General features: G+C 35.5%; 21 protein-coding genes. 18 read left to right on the top strand and 3 right to left on the bottom strand.

The features are described from left to right. Window positions 1-106: 106 nt before the first annotated feature. The 9 genes from AACZ92_RS14960 to AACZ92_RS14920 all read left to right on the top strand — a co-directional run bounded on the left by AACZ92_RS14960 (window position 107) and on the right by AACZ92_RS14920 (window position 8,529). Entirely contained in the window at window positions 107-1,075 is a 969-nt protein-coding gene (locus AACZ92_RS14960; RefSeq protein WP_339702960.1) for an electron transfer flavoprotein subunit alpha/FixB family protein, read from the top strand. Window positions 1,076-1,276: 201 nt separating this feature from the next. Next, the gene (locus AACZ92_RS14955; protein ID WP_339702958.1) at window positions 1,277-1,906 is read left to right on the top strand and encodes a bifunctional nuclease family protein; all 630 of its coding nucleotides are present in this window, start codon (window positions 1,277-1,279) and stop codon (window positions 1,904-1,906) included. Window positions 1,907-1,982: 76 nt separating this feature from the next. Then, complete coding sequence (locus AACZ92_RS14950) at window positions 1,983-3,758, top strand: nucleoside transporter C-terminal domain-containing protein (RefSeq protein ID WP_339702956.1); 1,776 nt, start codon at window positions 1,983-1,985, stop codon at window positions 3,756-3,758. A gap of 240 nt (window positions 3,759-3,998) precedes the next feature. Next, a complete protein-coding gene (locus AACZ92_RS14945) occupies window positions 3,999-4,823 on the top strand; it encodes a thymidylate synthase (protein WP_339702953.1) in 825 nt (274 codons plus the stop codon). 12 nt (window positions 4,824-4,835) lie between these two features. Next, the gene (locus tag AACZ92_RS14940) at window positions 4,836-5,270 is read left to right on the top strand and encodes an energy transducer TonB (RefSeq protein ID WP_339702950.1); all 435 of its coding nucleotides are present in this window, start codon (window positions 4,836-4,838) and stop codon (window positions 5,268-5,270) included. Between the two features lie 90 nt (window positions 5,271-5,360). Further along, window positions 5,361-6,527, top strand: a complete 1,167-nt coding sequence (gene egtB / locus AACZ92_RS14935; RefSeq protein ID WP_339702948.1) for an ergothioneine biosynthesis protein EgtB — start codon at window positions 5,361-5,363, stop codon at window positions 6,525-6,527. 16 nt (window positions 6,528-6,543) lie between these two features. Then, a complete protein-coding gene (locus tag AACZ92_RS14930) occupies window positions 6,544-7,521 on the top strand; it encodes an L-histidine N(alpha)-methyltransferase (protein ID WP_339702945.1) in 978 nt (325 codons plus the stop codon). Window positions 7,522-7,540: 19 nt separating this feature from the next. After that, window positions 7,541-8,059 (top strand): DUF3124 domain-containing protein, encoded by a 519-nt coding sequence (locus AACZ92_RS14925; RefSeq protein ID WP_339702942.1) that lies wholly within the window; start codon window positions 7,541-7,543, stop codon window positions 8,057-8,059. A 188-nt stretch (window positions 8,060-8,247) separates the two neighbouring features. Then, window positions 8,248-8,529, top strand: a complete 282-nt coding sequence (locus tag AACZ92_RS14920; RefSeq protein WP_339702939.1) for a DUF427 domain-containing protein — start codon at window positions 8,248-8,250, stop codon at window positions 8,527-8,529. On the opposite strand, the gene AACZ92_RS14915 is transcribed toward AACZ92_RS14920, so the two are convergent. Further along, window positions 8,530-9,606 (bottom strand): aminotransferase class V-fold PLP-dependent enzyme, encoded by a 1,077-nt coding sequence (locus AACZ92_RS14915; RefSeq protein ID WP_339702936.1) that lies wholly within the window; start codon window positions 9,604-9,606, stop codon window positions 8,530-8,532. Window positions 9,607-9,666: 60 nt separating this feature from the next. Between AACZ92_RS14915 and AACZ92_RS14910 the strand changes: the two genes are divergently transcribed. From AACZ92_RS14910 to AACZ92_RS14885, 6 genes are all read left to right on the top strand, one after another. Then, complete coding sequence (locus AACZ92_RS14910) at window positions 9,667-10,098, top strand: 2TM domain-containing protein (protein ID WP_339702933.1); 432 nt, start codon at window positions 9,667-9,669, stop codon at window positions 10,096-10,098. Next, window positions 10,095-10,577 (top strand): dihydrofolate reductase, encoded by a 483-nt coding sequence (locus AACZ92_RS14905; protein ID WP_339702930.1) that lies wholly within the window; start codon window positions 10,095-10,097, stop codon window positions 10,575-10,577. Before AACZ92_RS14910 ends, AACZ92_RS14905 begins: the two co-directional genes overlap by 4 nt. A gap of 1 nt (window position 10,578) precedes the next feature. Further along, window positions 10,579-11,421 (top strand): fructosamine kinase family protein, encoded by an 843-nt coding sequence (locus AACZ92_RS14900; RefSeq protein ID WP_339702927.1) that lies wholly within the window; start codon window positions 10,579-10,581, stop codon window positions 11,419-11,421. 89 nt (window positions 11,422-11,510) lie between these two features. Next, window positions 11,511-12,011, top strand: coding sequence for a pyridoxamine 5'-phosphate oxidase family protein (locus AACZ92_RS14895; protein WP_339702924.1), 501 nt, complete (start codon window positions 11,511-11,513; stop codon window positions 12,009-12,011). 77 nt (window positions 12,012-12,088) lie between these two features. Beyond that, on the top strand, window positions 12,089-12,970 hold the full coding sequence (gene fabD / locus AACZ92_RS14890; protein WP_339702921.1) for an ACP S-malonyltransferase: 882 nt from the start codon (window positions 12,089-12,091) through the stop codon (window positions 12,968-12,970). A 97-nt stretch (window positions 12,971-13,067) separates the two neighbouring features. Then, window positions 13,068-14,111 carry an FAD-dependent oxidoreductase gene (locus tag AACZ92_RS14885; RefSeq protein ID WP_339702918.1) on the top strand — a complete coding sequence of 348 codons (1,044 nt, stop codon included), beginning with the start codon at window positions 13,068-13,070 and terminating at the stop codon, window positions 14,109-14,111. On the opposite strand, the gene AACZ92_RS14880 is transcribed toward AACZ92_RS14885, so the two are convergent. Further along, complete coding sequence (locus tag AACZ92_RS14880; protein WP_339702963.1) at window positions 14,108-14,488, bottom strand: DUF983 domain-containing protein; 381 nt, start codon at window positions 14,486-14,488, stop codon at window positions 14,108-14,110. The genes AACZ92_RS14885 and AACZ92_RS14880 overlap by 4 nt on opposite strands. 61 nt (window positions 14,489-14,549) lie before the next feature. Between AACZ92_RS14880 and AACZ92_RS14875 the strand changes: the two genes are divergently transcribed. From AACZ92_RS14875 to AACZ92_RS14865, 3 genes are read left to right on the top strand one after another with little or no spacing between them, the layout of a single operon-like run. Continuing rightward, window positions 14,550-16,466, top strand: coding sequence for an ATP-binding cassette domain-containing protein (locus AACZ92_RS14875; RefSeq protein WP_339702915.1), 1,917 nt, complete (start codon window positions 14,550-14,552; stop codon window positions 16,464-16,466). A gap of 18 nt (window positions 16,467-16,484) precedes the next feature. Further along, on the top strand, window positions 16,485-16,664 hold the full coding sequence (locus AACZ92_RS14870; protein ID WP_339702912.1) for a CPXCG motif-containing cysteine-rich protein: 180 nt from the start codon (window positions 16,485-16,487) through the stop codon (window positions 16,662-16,664). Between the two features lie 40 nt (window positions 16,665-16,704). Continuing rightward, on the top strand, window positions 16,705-17,058 hold the full coding sequence (locus AACZ92_RS14865; RefSeq protein WP_339702909.1) for an STAS/SEC14 domain-containing protein: 354 nt from the start codon (window positions 16,705-16,707) through the stop codon (window positions 17,056-17,058). A gap of 3 nt (window positions 17,059-17,061) precedes the next feature. Here the strand turns inward: AACZ92_RS14865 and AACZ92_RS14860 are convergent, their stop codons facing one another. Then, the gene (locus AACZ92_RS14860; RefSeq protein WP_339702906.1) at window positions 17,062-18,621 is read right to left on the bottom strand and encodes a hypothetical protein; all 1,560 of its coding nucleotides are present in this window, start codon (window positions 18,619-18,621) and stop codon (window positions 17,062-17,064) included. Window positions 18,622-18,786: the final 165 nt, after the last annotated feature.

Here is an 18,786-nt window from a genome sequence, read left to right as displayed (position 1 = left end):
GTAATCTAAGGACATTGTGTTTCCGAAGAATATTTCGGAAGTATTTAAAATCTAAAGCAAACTAAAATTACATTCTGATTTTTTCAGAATTCAAAAAAATTAAAATATGTCAGTAGTAGTATATACAGAATCCGAAGAAGGAACATTTAAAAAAATTGCTCAAGAAGCTGTTTCCTACGCTAAAGGAATTGCAGACAAAATGGGCGCGCCAGTAACCGCTGTAGCTATAAACGGAGGTGATACTAGTGAGCTTGGAAAATACGGTGCCGATAAGGTATTGAATGTTTCCAATGACAAATTAAGTAAATTTAATGCTGAGGCCTATGCAGATGCCGTTGCACAAGCAGCAAAAAAGGAAGGCGCTAAAGTAGTTGTGGTTTCTAGCAGTGCTAACAGCAAATATATGGCACCATTATTAGCTGTAAACTTAGACGCTGGATACGTATCTAACGTAACCGAATTACCAGAAAGCACAGAGCCTTTCAAGGTAAAACATAGTGTTTTTACAAATAAAGCGTTTTCCATTACCGAATTTAAAACCGATGTAAAAGTAATAGGATTAGCAAAAAACGCATACGGAGTAAAAGAAAACGAAGCAGCGGGAACTGCTGAAGATTTTGCACCAGAGCTTTCTTCTGAAGACTTTTCAGTAGATGTGGTTTCCGTAGACAAAGCAACCGATAAAGTAACCATCGCCGATGCTGAAATTGTAGTTTCGGGTGGTCGTGGTCTTAAAGGACCTGAAAACTGGGAGATGATAGAAGAAATGGCCGATATTTTAGGAGCTGCAACCGCTTGCTCTAAGCCTGTAAGCGATATGGGTTGGAGACCTCATAGCGAGCACGTAGGGCAAACTGGTAAGCCAGTAGCTGCAAATTTATATATTGCAATAGGTATTTCAGGAGCTATTCAGCATTTAGCTGGTATTAACGCTTCAAAAACTAAAGTCGTGATAAATAACGATCCTGAAGCCCCTTTCTTTAAAAATGCAGATTACGGTATAGTAGGCGATGCTTTTGAAGTAGTACCTAAGCTGAATGAAAAATTAAAAGAGTTTAAGGCTCAAAACGGATAAGCCTTCCATTATTTGGCAGTAGCGTGATTTCTTTTTTCTATGAAAAGAAATTTTATCGAAGCTAATCATGGAAAGCATAATTTTTGTTACTTTGTGCCTGATATTAAAGGCTGTTTAATTAAGGAAACTTCCTTTTTTAAACAGCTTTATTTTTTATGGGGACTTTCAAAAGTCCTTTAACATTGAAATCATACCTCTTTAATGAGTCTTGTAAGACTAAACATAAAAGGAATATCCTATAGCCAAACGCAAAATGGCGCATACGCTTTAATATTAAGCGAAATGGATGGAGAACGAAAACTACCAATCGTTATTGGAGCCTTTGAAGCACAATCTATTGCCATTGCTTTGGAAAAAGAAATAAAACCTCCTCGCCCGCTCACGCACGACCTTTTTAAAAATTTTGCAGATCGGTTTGAAATCGTAATCAAACAAGTTATTATTCACAAGTTAGTCGATGGTGTTTTTTACTCAAGTATTATTTGCGAACGCGACGGCCTAGAAGAAATAGTTGATGCTCGAACAAGCGATGCCATTGCATTAGCACTTCGGTTTAATGCACCTATATTTACCTATAAAGGTATTCTAGATAAAGCCGGAATCTTTTTGAAAACAACACCTAAAAAGAAAAAAGATAAAATTTCAAAGGACGAAGAGTCGGTTTTAGAAGAGTTAATTGGTGGAGAGGACAAAGAGTCGGTTGCGCCTTCAAAACAGAACTTTAGTAAATTTTCTTTAAAAGAATTAAATGAAATGCTAGATGAAGCTGTTGATAATGAAGACTACGAGAGAGCAGCCAGTATTCGAGATGAAATTTCAAAACGAGAATAAGTTTTTAATAAAACTTTCAGCAAACGTATTACTATGTATCCAAACCTTTCTAAGAAGTAATTAATCTATAAAGTCTATGCGGAATTTTTTATTGATTGCTTTTTTATGTTTTTTCTGTTCCACTGTTTTTTCTCAAACTATTGAAAAAAAATGGCTTTTTCATAAAGTCGATAACCAAAAAAACACTTCATTAGTTAACCTAGACCCTTATCAAGATTATTTAAATTTAGACAACGGCAGATTTGAATATCGTTTACAAAGCAAAGATTCTATAAAGGCGTCAGGCGATTATATTTATCAGAATAATCTTCTGGTATTCTTTTACGACACACCCAAAAACATCATACAGCGCTATCGAGTTGAAACTTTAACAGACTCCTCTCTCGTTTTCTCAAAAAATAAAGCGGTCTACAATTTTAAAAATAAACGTAACGACGAAGTAATTACTGCTACAACAAGTGAAACACCAACAATCACTAAAAACACCGATGAGATAGTCCCTTCACAAGGTTTCTCTTTTAATAGCTTATGGCGTGGTATCGTGGGGATGATTTCTTTGATATTTATCGCCTTCTTATTTAGCTCTAACCGTAGGGCAATTAACTGGAAAACAGTAGGGATTGGTTTAGCATTTCAGCTTGTAATTGCTATTGGCGTATTAAAAGTTTCGTTTATACAAAGTATTTTTGAAGCCATCGGGAACGTTTTCATTAACATCCTCGAATACACACAAGCAGGAAGTAAGTTTTTGTTTGAAGGCTTGGTAGTAGATATGGATACCTTCGGGTTTATCTTTGCTTTTCAAGTACTACCTACCATTATATTCTTCTCGGCATTAACTTCCGTTTTATTTTATCTAGGGATTATTCAAAAGGTAGTTCGGGCATTGGCATGGCTTTTATCTAAAGTTTTAAAAATATCGGGGGCAGAAAGTTTAAGTGTTGCCGGAAACATCTTTTTAGGGCAAACAGAAGCGCCACTTTTAGTAAAGGCCTATTTAGAAAAAATGAACAAGTCTGAAATATTACTTGTTATGATTGGCGGTATGGCAACTGTAGCAGGAGCTGTTCTTGCTGCTTATATTGGCTTTTTAGGTGGCGATGACCCACTTTTACGACTTACATTTGCTAAACATCTATTAGCTGCTTCTGTAATGGCAGCACCTGGAGCCATTGTAATTTCAAAAATATTATATCCACAAACCGAAATAGTTGATACAGACGCAAAGGTTTCTTCAGAAAAAATAGGATCTAACCTATTAGATTCTATTGCTAATGGAACTACTGAAGGGTTACGTTTAGCCGTAAATGTAGGAGCTATGTTATTAGTTTTTGTAGCAATGATTGCTTTAGTGAATGGAATTTTAGGCGGAATTGCTGGTTTTGATGGCTTTACAATCGAATCCTTAAACATAGCTTGGCATTTTACTTCTTTAAATGAAATAATTGCAACCTATACTCCTTACCAGAAACTCTCATTAGAGTTTATTTTAGGGTATTTATTCGCACCACTAATGTGGCTTATTGGAGTTTCAAGTGAAGATATGATGCTAATGGGGCAATTATTAGGTATTAAACTAGCCGCTAGTGAATTTGTAGGTTACATCCAGCTAGCTGATTTAAAAGACGTTTCGAACGTTCTACATTTAAAATATGAAAAGTCGATTATTATGGCCACTTATATGTTGTGTGGCTTTGCCAATTTTGCTTCTATCGGTATTCAAATTGGAGGAATTGGCTCCTTAGCACCAGGACAACGCAAGCAGTTATCTAGATTTGGCATGAAAGCTTTGATTGGCGGAACCATCGCTTCTTTAATTTCGGCTACAATCGCAGGGATGATTATTGGGTAGATGGTTTTAGGCTTGAAGTTTCAAGTTTTTATAAGGTCATATATAGTAGGTTAAATATAATGAACCAAATGACAAACTAAAAGGTGGCTGAGTGTTTCGACGCAAGGAGGAATGTATCGAAGCTACCGACCTCAAAACTCAACAATAAACACTCCGTTAATAAGTATATAATAAATCCCGATAGATTCAGTTTAATAGGAAAGTGGTATTCTTTACATTTAACCACAAATATTTTTGACCATGAAGCAATACCACGACCTTATAAAACATGTTCTAGAAAACGGAACTGAAAAACACGATAGAACCGGAACCGGAACCAAAAGTGTTTTTGGGTACCAAATGCGATTTAACCTCAGTGAAGGATTCCCGATGGTAACCACAAAAAAACTACACTTAAAATCCATTGTTTATGAATTACTGTGGTTTTTAAATGGAGATACCAACATAAAATATTTACAAGAGAATGGCGTTAGAATCTGGAACGAATGGGCCGATGACAAAGGTGATTTAGGACCTGTTTACGGACATCAATGGCGAAACTGGAACAGCGAAGAAATCGATCAGATTTCAGATATTATTGAAACATTGAAAAATAATCCAGATAGCCGTAGAATGTTGGTAAGCGCTTGGAATCCTAGTGTTATGCCAAATACGAGCAAACCTTTTGCAGAAAATGTAGCAAATGGTAAAGCAGCATTGCCTCCGTGTCACGCTTTTTTTCAGTTTTATGTAGCTGATGGAAAATTATCGTGTCAATTGTACCAACGTAGCGCTGATATTTTCTTAGGTGTTCCGTTCAATATAGCTTCCTATGCATTACTAACGATGATGGTTGCCCAAGTTTGTGGTTATCAAGCAGGAGATTTTGTACACACCTTTGGAGACGCCCATATCTACAGCAATCACATGGAGCAAGTTGAATTACAATTATCCAGAGAGCCGAGACCATTGCCAAAAATGAAACTGAATCCAGAGGTGAAAGATATCTTTGGCTTTAAATTTGATGACTTTACCTTAGAAGATTATAATCCGCACCCACACATTAAAGGGGCGGTAGCTATCTAAAAACCATTTTATATGAAAAATGCCCTACTAGTACTTTGTATTTTATTTTCAACTGCGCTTTTTGCCCAAGAAGAATGGGGCGATGTACAAAAAAACGTAGTAACGCTTAAAGAAATACCTCCAGTTTGGCCAGGTTGTGAAAAAGGGAATGTTGCAAAACGTGATGCTTGTTTCAATAATATGTTGGCGCAACACATTGCTAAAAACTTTAAATATCCTCCACAAGCTTATAAAAACAATGATCAAGGTAGGGTTGTTGTAAAGTTTATAATCAATGAAAAAGGATTGGTCGAAATTAAAAGCGTAAGCGGTGGGACAGCTGCACTTCAAGAGGAAGCTAAGCGCAATATTTTGGCCATGCCTAAAATGACAAAACCTGGCATGATGGGCGGTAAACCTCGTGATATTAAGTTTACGGTTCCTATAACTTTTAAAACTGGGAAATAGAAAGGTTCTGCCTTTAACAAACCCTAAACATCTTTCACAAAAAAGAATTGGTATCTTTAAAGTGTCGGCAAAACCCGGCACTTTATTATTATGATTAAAACCAAAGACCTCGTTTCCTTTTTTCTGGAAACCCGCGAACATACCGAATCCATTTGTAAACCGCTGGAGATAGAAGATTATGTGGTACAACCCATAATTGATGTTTCCCCTCCTAAATGGCATTTGGGACATACCACATGGTTTTTTGAAGAATTTATCTTGAAGCCACACAAACCCAATTATCAATTATTCGATAAAGATTTTGCCTTTGTATTCAATAGCTACTATGAAGCCATTGGCAAACGTGTTGTGAGAAACAACCGAGGAAACCTTACCAGACCAGGGGTAGCCAAGGTTTATGATTACCGTCATTATGTAACAACCGAACTAAAAGAATTTTTAAGTTCGGGTGATATTTCTTCAGAAATAGAAGAAGTATTACACATTGGTATCCATCACGAAAAACAGCATCAAGAACTGTTGTTGACAGATATAAAATATATCCTCGGAAACAATCCGTTACTACCAAAATACAATGATTTATTTTCTGAAAACCCGATTCAGGAATTTGAACAGAAATGGATTCCGATTTCAGAAGATGTGTATGAAATTGGTCACAATAATTCCGAAGCATTTTGTTATGACAATGAATTGGGAAGGCACAAAGTATATTTACACGAATATGAAATATCAAACAAATTGGTTACCAACGCCGATTATGTAGCTTTTATTGAAGCTGGCGGGTACAAGGATCATAACCTTTGGCATGCAGAAGCGTGGGATTGGGTAAACCAAAATGATATTTCGCAACCGCAATACTGGCACAACATAGATGGAGCGTGGCATCAATACACCATGCAGGGGCTCCAAAAATTAAATATGGATGCTCCTGTATCACATATTTCATATTACGAAGCATTTGCTTTTGCACAGTGGAAAGAGTGCCGTTTACCCACCGAATTTGAATGGGAAGTAGCTCAAGATAAATTTGATTGGGGCAGCCGTTGGGAATGGACTGAAAGCGCTTATCTCCCCTATCCCGATTATACCAAAGCTCCAGGAGCCATAGGCGAATATAACGGGAAGTTTATGGTCAACCAGAAAGTGTTACGTGGCGGTTCAGTAGCTACATCACCCAAACACACTAGACCCACTTATCGCAATTTTTTTCAAACAAATTTACGTTGGCAATTTACCGGTTTAAGGTTAGCCAGATAATTCCGACTTCTTATATATGACAACAAAAACTCAAACTAAACTAGACACTTCTTTCAAAAAAGAGGTGTGCGAAGGGTTAACTAAATTTCCAAAATACCTTTCTTCAAAATATTTCTATGATAAAGCTGGAGATAAGCTTTTTCAAGATATTATGGCAATGCCAGAATATTATTTAACCGATTGTGAATTTGAAATTTTAGAAACACATACTGAACCCATTGCTGAATTCTTCCGAGGAAAAGAAAACGGTTTTGACCTTATTGAACTAGGTGCTGGCGATGGTAAAAAAACAAAGATACTGCTGAAATACCTTTCAGAAAACGACTTCAACTTTGTGTACAAACCTATCGATATTAGCCAAAATGCAATTGATAGCCTTTCAGAAAAATTACAAGAAGAATTACCCAACGTAGCCGTTGACCCTGAAAAAGGAGAGTATTTTGAAGTATTAGAACGGTTAAAAGAATATACCTCTCGAAAAAAAGTAATAGTTGTATTAGGTTCTAATATTGGTAATTTATTGCATCCACGCGCCATTGATTTTCTTTCAAAACTAAAAGATACGATGCAGGAAGATGACATGTTGTTTATGGGGTTTGATCAAAAGAAAAAACCCGAAACCATACTAAATGCCTATAACGATGAAACAGGAATTACGGCCGCTTTTAATAAAAATATTTTGGTGCGTATTAATCGAGAATTGGATGCCAATTTTGATGTAGAAAGCTTTAAGCATTGGGAGACCTATGACCCTGAAAGTGGAACTGCTAAAAGTTTTTTAGTTGCTACAAAACAAATGGAGGTAACCGTTAATGAGCTGGATCTCACTATTCAATTTGATCCTTGGGAAACCATACATACTGAAATATCGCAAAAATATACCGATAAAGTGGTAGATTGGTTGGCCGATGAATCTGGACTAGAAATTGAAACCTCATTTACTGATAGAAAAGGGTATTATAAAAATTATGTTTTTAAACGAAAAAATGCGTAATTTTCAACAAAATCACCTTATGAAATACCTAAGCATCCTTTTCTTTTTATTGCTGCTATCTGCCTGTGAAGACCCGATGAAAAAACAATTGGCAACAGTTGATCTTACCCACGATTGGGAAAACAGAAAACTAAACATGAATATGCCTGACAGCCTTTTAACTAAAGGGAGCACCTATTTACCTGTTTACTCTGAAATTTATCAACAAAACAAGAGCTTTACATTCAATCTAACAACAACAGTTAGTATAAGGAACATAAGTTTACAAGACACTATTTACATTTATAAAGCCGATTATTACGACACCTACGGAACCAAAATTAGACAATATTTAGACCATCCAGTATATGTTCAACCTATGGAAACTATAGAAATAGTAGTAGATGAAGAAGATAAAGGCGGTGGCACTGGCGCCAACTTTGTGTTTGACTGGGCAACAAAAAAAAACAAATTAGAACCTTTTTTTGAAGCGGTAATGATATCGACTGCCGGGCAGCAAGGACTGTCGTTTACCACACGCGGAATTCGGAAAAAGTGAAATTGAAATTGAAATAGGTGGTTTCGATACAATTCCGAAGAGCTTCGCTTTCGGAATCACTCAACCACCTGAGTTAGCAGTTACCAAAGGTGAGTGAGTGATTTTGAAACCAACACAGTTGGATTTCAAAATAGCGTTGTGCTGAGCGGAGTTGAAGTATACCGAAACCACAGATAAAAAACAACATTATGAAAGCCATTTGGAATGAAACCATATTAGCCGAAAGCGATGACACAATTGTTATTGAAAACAATCATTACTTTCCACCAAACACTATAAACGAACAATATTTTACTAAAAGTGAATCGCACAGTCATTGTCCCTGGAAAGGGCAAGCCTCTTATTACACTCTAAATGTGGGTGGTGAAAAAAACCCAGATGCTGCTTGGTTTTATCCCGAAGCTTCTCACGCTGCAAAGTCTATAGAAGGGTATATTGCTTTTTGGAAAGGCGTTGAAGTAGTTGAGTAATTAATGCTTTAAAACCTGTAAAAGTCTTTCCAAATCTTCTTCTGAATTGTAAAAATGGAATCCTACCCGAATACCTCCACCCCGCTGGGAATATATAATCTTGTTCTTTTTTAGTTTCTGAAATAGAACATCGTCCCCTTTTAAGTTATAAATAGTTGAATGATTTTCTCTATTCATAATCGTATCAGGTAACAGTCCCAAGTCCATAAAAGCTAATTTGGCTTTTTTAGATAAGACTTCTATTTTACTTTGAAGAGTATCAACTCCTAGTTCTTCCATAAACTGAAGAGATCTCTGTAAGCTACCATAATTGAAAACATCTAAATGACCGGGTTCAAAATGCTTTGCAAAATTGGTGTCTTCTGGCGAACTATCAAAATTGGCAGCTGAGTTAAAACCAATGGTATTCGGAAATATTTTTTCCTTTACAGATTCTTTAAACAAAAAGAAGCCATTTCCGTAACCTGAAAGCAACCACTTATAGGTACTTGTTCCAATAACATCCAAAGGGCTTTCTTCAAAATTAAATTTTTCAGTACCTAGATATTGCGTTCCATCGGCTATTAATAATAAATCTGGGTGATAGGCTTTTAATTCTTTTAAAAAATTAAAATCTATTTTTATCCCGCTAAGCCACTGTACAACACTAAAGGCAAACACAGTTGGACGGTGTTTGGTTACCACAGCTTCAATATTTTGCTCTATGTTTCCAGTTGTTTCGGCAAAACAAACATCGAAATCACGCATTTGTATAGGCCAATTAATAGAAGGATAATCATCTTTCAACAACAAAACTTTTTGTTTTTGAGGCAATCCTTCTAACAAGGTGTTTAAACCAAATGAAAAATTAGGAACCAAAGCGACATTTTCTTCCAAAGCATGGAAAAAGTTGCCTATTGTTTCGCGTACATTTTGTAGTTTTTCAAGAGTAGCTCCATAGTCATTTCCGTTAAGTAAAAAATTCTCTTCTTGTTCTTTACGCCAATTATATACAGGCTTTGAAAGAAGCCCTGAAGCGGGTGTGTTTAAATAGGTGCGTCCTTGTAAAGCCGGAAAGTGTTTTTTAAAATCTTTCATCTAGTTGGATTAAACAATTAAAAATAGGTATTTTTACTTTAGACATCAAAGTAACCAACTATGTTTTCAAAATCCAAAAAAACCGAAAGAATCGACTCGGAACAACGCGAACAATACGAATACGCTCGCAAACGCATTAAACAGAAGAAAAGCTTAATGCGGCATTTTATTTTATTTTTAATTGGTTCTATCTTTCTATTAGTCGTTGACTTAGTCTTAAAAAAAGGAGCCGATATTCTTTTCCCAAATTGGTCCGTTTGGGTCGTTCTTATTTGGGCATTTATTTTGTTAATTCATGTTTTCAATGTATTTGTAATGAGCAAGTTTATGGGCAAAGAATGGGAAGACCGTCAACTTGAAAAGTTAAAAGCAAAACAAGCCGATCGAATTAAAGAACTTAATAAAAAGGTAGGAAATGATGTGCAGCTTCCTAAAAAAGAAGAAATAAAAAAAAAGGACGACAACAACCCCTTACCCCCAGACGTACAATGATTACCTTAATTGCAGCAGCCGGTGAAAACAACGAGTTAGGGAAGGACAACGACCTTGTTTGGCACTTGCCAGATGATTTTAAACGGTTCAAAAAGTTCACCACCGGCCATCATATTATCATGGGTCGTAAAACTTTTGAGTCCTTCCCAAAGCCACTTCCCAATAGAACGCATTTGGTCATTACAAGAGACAAAGAGTATCAAAAAAAAGGCGCTATTGTGGTGCATAGCTTAGATGAAGCCTTACTGAAGTCTCATAATGATTCGCAACCTTTTGTAATTGGCGGGGGCGAAATTTATAAATTAGCCATAGACACTGCCGATAAAATTGAACTAACCCGAGTTCACGGAACTTTTGAAGCCGACACCTATTTCCCTGAAATTGATATGGATAAATGGCAATTAATTTCTGAAGTGAAACATGAAAAGGATGAAAAGCATAATTATTCGTTTTCATATTTAACCTACGAACGAAAGTAGTTTGAGTATTCTTACCAAAATAGCCGAAGAAAACAACCTGAATTTACTTGAATCTAAACCCCTATCTGGTGGTGATATTAACGATGTATTTTTACTTAAATGTGCTTCAAAAAAACTTGTTGTTAAAACAAATATTTCTTCAAAATTCCCCGGAATGTTTGAAGCCGAAGCCAAAGGTTTAGACTTCCTGAGAAGTTCAAACAGTTTTAAAATCCCTTCAGTAATTAATTATGGAGTTATTGAAAACACCTCATATTTATTGTTAGAATATATACCCGAAGGTTCAACATCCAACAGTTTTTGGGAGCAATTTGCTGAAAATTTAGCCACACTACATAAAGCCACTCAACCGACTTTTGGTTTAGATCACAGCAATTATATAGGCAGTCTTCCACAATATAATGGAACAGAAACCTCAGCGGCAGATTTTTATATCAATCAGCGGTTAGCGCCACAGTTTAAAATGGCAAAAGAACAAGGTTTCGATTTTTCAAAGTTGGACGTATTTTATAAAAATGTTTCTTCAGAAATACCAAACGAACCACCAGCTTTAATCCACGGCGATTTATGGGGCGGAAATTATATGGTTTCAAAAAATGAAATACCTACTTTAATAGATCCCGCTGTTTCGTTTGCATCACGTGAAATGGATTTGGCCATGATGCAACTATTTGGTGGGTTTTCAGAACAAATTTTTACTCAGTATCATTCTATTTTTCCGCTTGATAGCAATTGGAAACAACGCGTTTCCTTATGGCAACTATATTATTTACTGGTTCATCTTAATCTTTTTGGGAGCGGTTATTTATCTCGTGTACAAAGTATTGTAAAAAAATATCAATAATACATTAACAAACTATTGGACATACTTTAATAAAAAATTGACGCTTTAAGGCAGTCAAAACTCGTAACTTGAAAAGAAAAATAAAAGTTATGAGCACTGAAAATTTAACCACCGACGAAGCAAAAAAGAGATTAAAAGACATGGTAGCCGATATTAAAGTCGCCATGTTCGCCACCCGATTAAACAAACAACCTTTAAGCGTGGTGCCAATGCACACAAAAGAAGTAGACAAAGAAGGAAACATTTGGTTTTTAAGCGGAAACAATAGCGACCATAACAGCGACTTACTTAAAAATTCTAAAACGCAGTTATTGTATAGCGATCCCAATGCCATGAAGTTTTTAAGCGTTTACGGAGATGCTGAAATCATTACCGATCAAGCTGTTTTAGATGATTTATACAACAAAAAAGACAATGCTTGGTTTGATGGCAAAGAAGACCCAAACTTAACTGCCATAAAATTTACACCAAAAGAAGCTGCTTACTGGAACAATGACAGCAACCAATTAGTCACTTTTTTAAAGCTACAAGCAGCGGCTGTAACTGGTGACGACAAAGACATTGGCACTTCTGGTAAAATGGATTTATAATTAACTTTACACTATCCCCTTTCAATTTATGAAAAGGGGATTTTTATTTTTACTTTTACAGCATAAAACTACCAACTATGAAAGCATACGTATTTCCCGGGCAGGGAGCTCAATTTCCTGGAATGGGAAAAGATTTATATGAAACTTCAGATAAGGCAAAACAATTATTTGACCGTGCCAACGAACTTTTAGGATTCGATATTACCAAAATCATGTTCGAAGGTTCTGCGGAAGAATTGAAAGAAACCAAAGTAACCCAGCCTGCTATATTTTTACACTCAACAATTTTAGCAACCGTAATGGGTGACAACTTTAAACCCGATATGGTAGCTGGTCATTCTTTAGGTGAATTCTCGGCATTAGTAGCAAATGGAGCGTTGGCTTTTGAAGATGCACTTATTTTAGTTTCCAGAAGAGCGCAGGCGATGCAAAATGCTTGCGAATTAAAACCATCGACAATGGCTGCCGTTTTAGGTCTTGAGGATCATGTAGTGGAAGCCATTTGTGCCGATATTGATGGCGTTGTGGTTGCGGCAAACTATAACTGTCCTGGGCAATTGGTTATTTCAGGCGAGATAAAAGCCGTAGAAGCCGCTTGCGAAGCTTTAAAAGAAGCTGGAGCACGTCGTGCACTAATGCTTCCTGTTGGTGGTGCTTTTCACAGCCCGTTAATGGAACCTGCTCGTGAGGAGTTAGCCGCAGCTATTGAAAATACTCATTTTTTAAAACCTACCTGCCCTGTGTACCAAAACGTAAGTACGTTTGCTGTAACGGATCCTGAAGAAATTAAGAAAAACCTTATTTTTCAATTAACTGCTCCTGTAAAATGGACACAGAGTGTTCAAAATATGATTAAAGATGGTGCTGATCACTTTATAGAAGTAGGTCCTGGCAATGTATTACAAGGTTTGGTTAAGAAAATAGACCGCTCTCAAACGACTGAGAAAGCTGAAATTTAAAACTCACTCTAAGAATATTTATAAAGTGCCACAAATTAAGTTTGTGGCACTTTATGTTTTGTAGCTTTGATAACCATTAATATATCTAAATTGCAGTATGAAAGAAGTTGATTACATCATCGTAGGACTAGGAGTTGCTGGAATTTCATTTTGCGAAACATTACGCAAAAACGAAAAGAATTTTGTGGTGTATGATACCGGAATCAATCATTCTACGGTTGTTTCAGGTGGGGTGTTTAATCCCGTGGTTTTAAAACGATTTACTGCCGTATGGAACGGAAGCGATTTTTTAGAAAAAGCTATTCCTTTTTATGAAGAAATTTCAAAACAACTACAAGTTGATTTACTGGAAAACACACCTATTTACCGAATTTTAAACAGCATTGAAGAACAAAACGACTGGATGGTTGCCAGTGATAAAAAAGCCCTTTCCCCTTTTCTTTCTTCAGAAATAATAAAAAACGATAACACTTCTATAAAAGCACCTTACGGTTTTGGAAAAGTACTAGAATGTGGGAAAATAAATCCAACGAAATTAATTTCAGCCTATCGCGATTATCTTCAGACAAATAATCAATTGATTACTGAAGTATTTGAGCATGAAAAACTTCAATTAAAAGCTGATGCTGTGGTTTATAACGATGTTTCGTCAACAAAAATTGTGTTTACTGAAGGGGCTTCAGTAGTTCATAACCCCTATTTCCCAACAGATAATTTTGTTGGTAATAAAGGGGAGTACATTTTAATAAAAGCGCCAAAAATTCAGAGTGAAGTAATTTTAAAAGGCCCCTTGTTTATAATCCCACAAGGTGATGATGTTTATAAAGTAGGCGCTACATACAGCCGAGATGATTTTAGTAAAAATACTACTGAAGAAGCTCGAAAAACGATTGTTTCAAAGTTAGAGAAAATGATTTCTTGCGACTATGAAATTATTAATCAAATAGCTGGAGTGCGTCCTACGGTAAAAGATCGCAAACCATTATTAGGAAGTTTAGAGCACGAAAACACCTTATTTTTCAACGGTCTTGGAACGCGAGGAATTTTAATGGCGCCGCTTCTAGCTGAATGGCTTTATAACTTTTCAGAAAAAAATGAAAATTTACCTTCCGAAGTTAACATTGCCCGATTTAAAAATTAATTTGCTTTTTCCGGATTATACTTAAAGAAAAAATTAATCCAAATATTTCTAGATAACCGTAAAATTATTGGGAAGAAAACAAACAAGGTTCCAGTAATAACAAAAAAGGTGTTTAGCCGTCCCAATCCTATAAAAAAGTACGCAATAATAAACGCAGCTACGGCAAACGCTACACCTACCGCATAACTCACATACATTGCTCCGTAGAAAAAAGAAGGTTCAATTTTAAATTTGGTGTTGCAGTGCGGACAATTATCGTGCATATTTAGAGTTTCAGAAAAAATATATGGGTTTTTAGTTTTATACATTTTTCCAGTTTGACACACGGGACAAGTCCCTGTAAATATGCTGTACAATTTAGAGCCTTTCATAGTTATTTTTTTACCATTACAAATTTAAGCATCTTTGCAAAAATTTACCGTTACAATTGTTACATAAATGCTGAACATTCACAATCTTTCTGTTTCTTTTCAAGGGGAGTACCTTTTCGAAAAAATAACCTTTCAACTTACGCCTGGAGACCGTGTTGGTCTTGTTGGTAAAAATGGCGCCGGTAAATCTACGTTGCTTCGTATCATTTCTAAAGAGCAAGAGTATGATGAAGGTCAAATTGCCACTGATAAAGAGGTAACTATTGGCTTTTTAAAGCAGGATATCGATTTTACAAAAGGGAAAACAGTTCTCGAAGAATCGTATGAGGCTTTTACTGAAATTAAAAAGTTAGAAAAGAAGCTAGAGCACATTAACACGCAATTGGCAGAGCGTACAGATTATGAAAGTGAGAGTTACAACCAGTTAATGATTGATTTGAATGATGTGCAACATCAATATGAAATTCACGGGGGGTATAATTACCAAGGTGAAACCGAACGTATTTTACAAGGATTAGGTTTTAAACGTGAAGATTTTGGGAAGCTTACTGAAACATTTTCTGGCGGATGGCGTATGCGTATTGAATTGGCAAAACTATTACTGCAAAACAACGATATTTTACTACTGGATGAGCCTACCAACCACTTGGACATTGAGTCCATTCTTTGGTTAGAAGAGTTTTTAAACGGCTATGCTGGTGCAGTCGTTGTGGTTTCGCACGATAAAATGTTTTTAGATCACGTAACCAATAGAACCATTGAAATTTCCCTCGGAAAAATTTACGATTACAATTATCCTTATTCAAAATACTTGGTGCAACGTGCTGAACTTCGGGAACAACAATTGGCAGCACAAAAAAATCAGCAAAAGCAAATAGAAACTACCGAAAAACTTATTGAAAAATTTAGGGCCAAAGCCAGTAAGGCAACCATGGCACAATCGCTAATTAAAAAACTGGACAAAATAGATCGCATTGAAGTAGATGAAGACGATAACAGCGTGATGAGTTTATCGTTCCCAATTTCAGTAACCCCCGGAAAAGTGGTTATTGAGGCTGAAAACATTTCAAAAACATATGGCGATAAACATGTATTGAGCAATATTGACTTAAAAGTGGATCGTGACAGTAAAATTGCCTTTGTTGGTCAAAACGGACAAGGTAAATCTACTTTAGCAAAAATTATTGTAGGCGAACTAGAGCACCAAGGAAAAATGAACCTTGGGCATAATGTACAGATAGGGTATTTTGCTCAAAACCAAGCGGAGTATTTAGACGGTTCAAAAACCGTGGAAGAAACAATGATCGATGCTGCCGATATGAAAAGTCGTCCGCGTGTTCGTGATATATTGGGTGCGTTTTTATTTAGAGGTGAAGAGGTGGATAAATATGTACGCGTTCTTTCGGGTGGTGAACGTAACCGATTGGCATTAGCAAAACTATTATTAGAGCCTTTTAACGTGTTGGTAATGGATGAGCCCACCAACCACTTGGACATCAAATCTAAAAATGTATTAAAAGATGCCCTGAAGAGGTTTGAAGGAACTTTGCTATTAGTTTCTCACGACCGGGATTTTCTTCAAGGTATGACCGATAAAATCTACGAGTTTAAAGACCAAAAGATTAAAGAGTATTTAGGCGACATTGATTATTTCTTAGAACAACGTAATCTTGAAAACCTTCGCGAAGCTGAAAAACGAACGGTTTCAGAAAAGAAAGAAAAGCAAAAAGTTACTTCTGGAAAGGAAGATTACGAAATGCAAAAGAAACTGAAATCACTTCAGAATAAACTTAGTAATACAGAGAGTAAAATAAACAAACTGGAAAAGGAGATTAAAGAAATTGATGTGGAACTCGCTGTCAATTACGACAAAACGATTGCGAAACCTAACTTTTTTGATAGCTACCAAGCCAAAAAGAAAAAGTTGAATACTTTAATGGAAGACTGGGAAACTGTAACTTTACAGTTAGACGAATTAAACTAATCATCTAAAACAATATCGTTGGAAGAACATTTTTTTCAATGTCCGTATTGCTGGGAGCAAATATCTATGCTTCTAGACCCTTCAGTAACAACTAAATATATTGAGGATTGTGAGATTTGTTGTAATCCCATTGAAGTTTCAGCAACGTTTCAAGGTGGCGAATTGGTCTCATTTTCAGCAGAAAGCATAGAACAATAATATTTTTAGTATCTTTAATAGGTCTAATCTTTTTTTATAAATGCTTTCAAATTTCAGCTTTTCAGATACTACCGTAGGATTTCTTTTAGAAGGCTCTTTTGATATAAAAACCGTGGATAATTTAATAGAAAGTATTGAGGATAAATTAAAAAGGTATGACAAAATCAACTTGTATATTGAGGACGTAGGGGTTAACTCCTTTTCTTTACAAGCAATTTTAAAAGAAACTATCTTCAAGTTTAAAAATAGTAATAGGTTTTATAAAGTAGCATTGGTTAGTGATCGTAAATGGATTCACGGTTGCGCAAATATTTCTTCTATTTTTACTTCTTCAGAAACTAGAAATTTCACATCAGATGAGCGAATGAATGCTATGTCTTGGATTGCTCAATAAGTTTTAATTTTTTCCGCCTGTTAAACTATTTTTTAGACCTTTTGAAGCGTTAAGCCATAAATAATTAAAGAACGATTTTGTTTTATCTCGGGTAACTTCTCCAGAACCTTTTCTAAATTCTTGCTCACTTTTATCACTATCTTTTGAAATAAAAATATTGGCAATTGCCGATAAGAAACCATTCTTTTTATTTCCTTTTTTATTCAAAACCGTCACTTTAAAGTGATCATAATTAATCTTTAAATCTACGTGCGATGTCGTATGATTACCATCAATAGTAAAATAGGTTTTATTGGCTTCACCTTCTAATTGTACTTTTAGATTTGGCACTGTAAAGCTATTAATGTCTTCGGCCGGCAAGCCTCCTACATTGGCTTTAAAAAGAAACGTATCGCGTGGGTTATTCACATTAAAACTCCATTGGGTTGTAAAGGGGGTATTTTCCATAAAAATAGCATCAATATCTATTTCAGTCTTTTTAGGAGCTTGATAAGTGTTGCTAACATTGCTAATGACAGCATTTAAGTTTTTAAAATTAATTTTTCCGCCATTGTTTTCCTTTTTCACTTTTTCGGTATACACTATTGCCGCATTATTGATTTTAACTGAGTCTAATGTTAATTGAAAAGGGAGCGTTCTCAACATTTTACTGTATAACGGCTTTATGGTTTTATCGTCGGTCACTAACTTATTTCTGAAAATATCTAAGGTTGGATTTTGCAAAGATACTTTATCACCAACAATGAACAATTTTCGACTTTTAAATCCAAAATCGACTTTTTTTAATGAAATTGAATCAATTTTTAAATTAAAATGATCGGTCTCTTTTGGGATAATTCGGGCGTGCTCTTCTCTAGAATACTTGGTGTATAAGTGGATTCCGGCAATATTAACATTATTATCTTTTAATTGTAATTTCTTTACGGTGGCGTTTTCATAATCACTTACTTTTACAAAAACAGAATCTGTTTGGGCTCTGTATGTTCCAAAAGCAACCGGCAACCTTTTTTTGATAATTTTTTCATTGGTAGTGATAGAGTCAATTTCAAGAAAAAAATGATTGGTAAAAAGAAACAATGAATCTTTTTTTCCGTCAAAAATACTTACTGAAGCATCTTCAATTTTTAACCGATCTAGAAAAACAGGTCGGTTCATTGTTATAACACCAGATTTTAGACTATCACGATTTTTCTTTAATCTGTTTTTATAATAGATAATTTCTGGTTTATCAATTAATATTTCATCAATATGAATTTTATTATTAAGTAAATAATCCCAATAACTAATATCATCAACAACCAATTTGTCTACTGAAATGTTTGTATGAACTTCTTTATCGTCTTTATTTTGAATACTCACATTTGGGTTAATAAAAGTAAGCGTACCCTCATAAATATTAAGCCTAAGATCATCATAAGATTGACGAATATGGCTTGGCAAGCGAGTGATCAGAAAGTTTTCTACTTTATTTTTAAGAAAGTAGTTTATAGCCACAATACTACCGATAACGATAATCAGGACTGATACTAAGACTATTATAAATAGGCGTATTTTTTTTGTCATTACCTAAAAATACGAAACACAATCTTGGGGACGAAAAATTTATGAAAAGCTGTTAATTTTATTCTTTATTTGCTTGTCAGATTAAAAATCCTTTGTATCTTTGCCGTCCACATCGCGGGATAGAGCAGTAGGTAGCTCGTCGGGCTCATAACCCGAAGGTCACTG

Origin of the sequence: uncultured Marixanthomonas sp. (assembly GCF_963974425.1) — a bacterium.
Lineage (GTDB): Bacteria > Bacteroidota > Bacteroidia > Flavobacteriales > Flavobacteriaceae > Marixanthomonas.
Note: the sequence above shows the minus strand (reverse complement) of the source record. Positions and strands in the feature narration are given on the sequence as shown.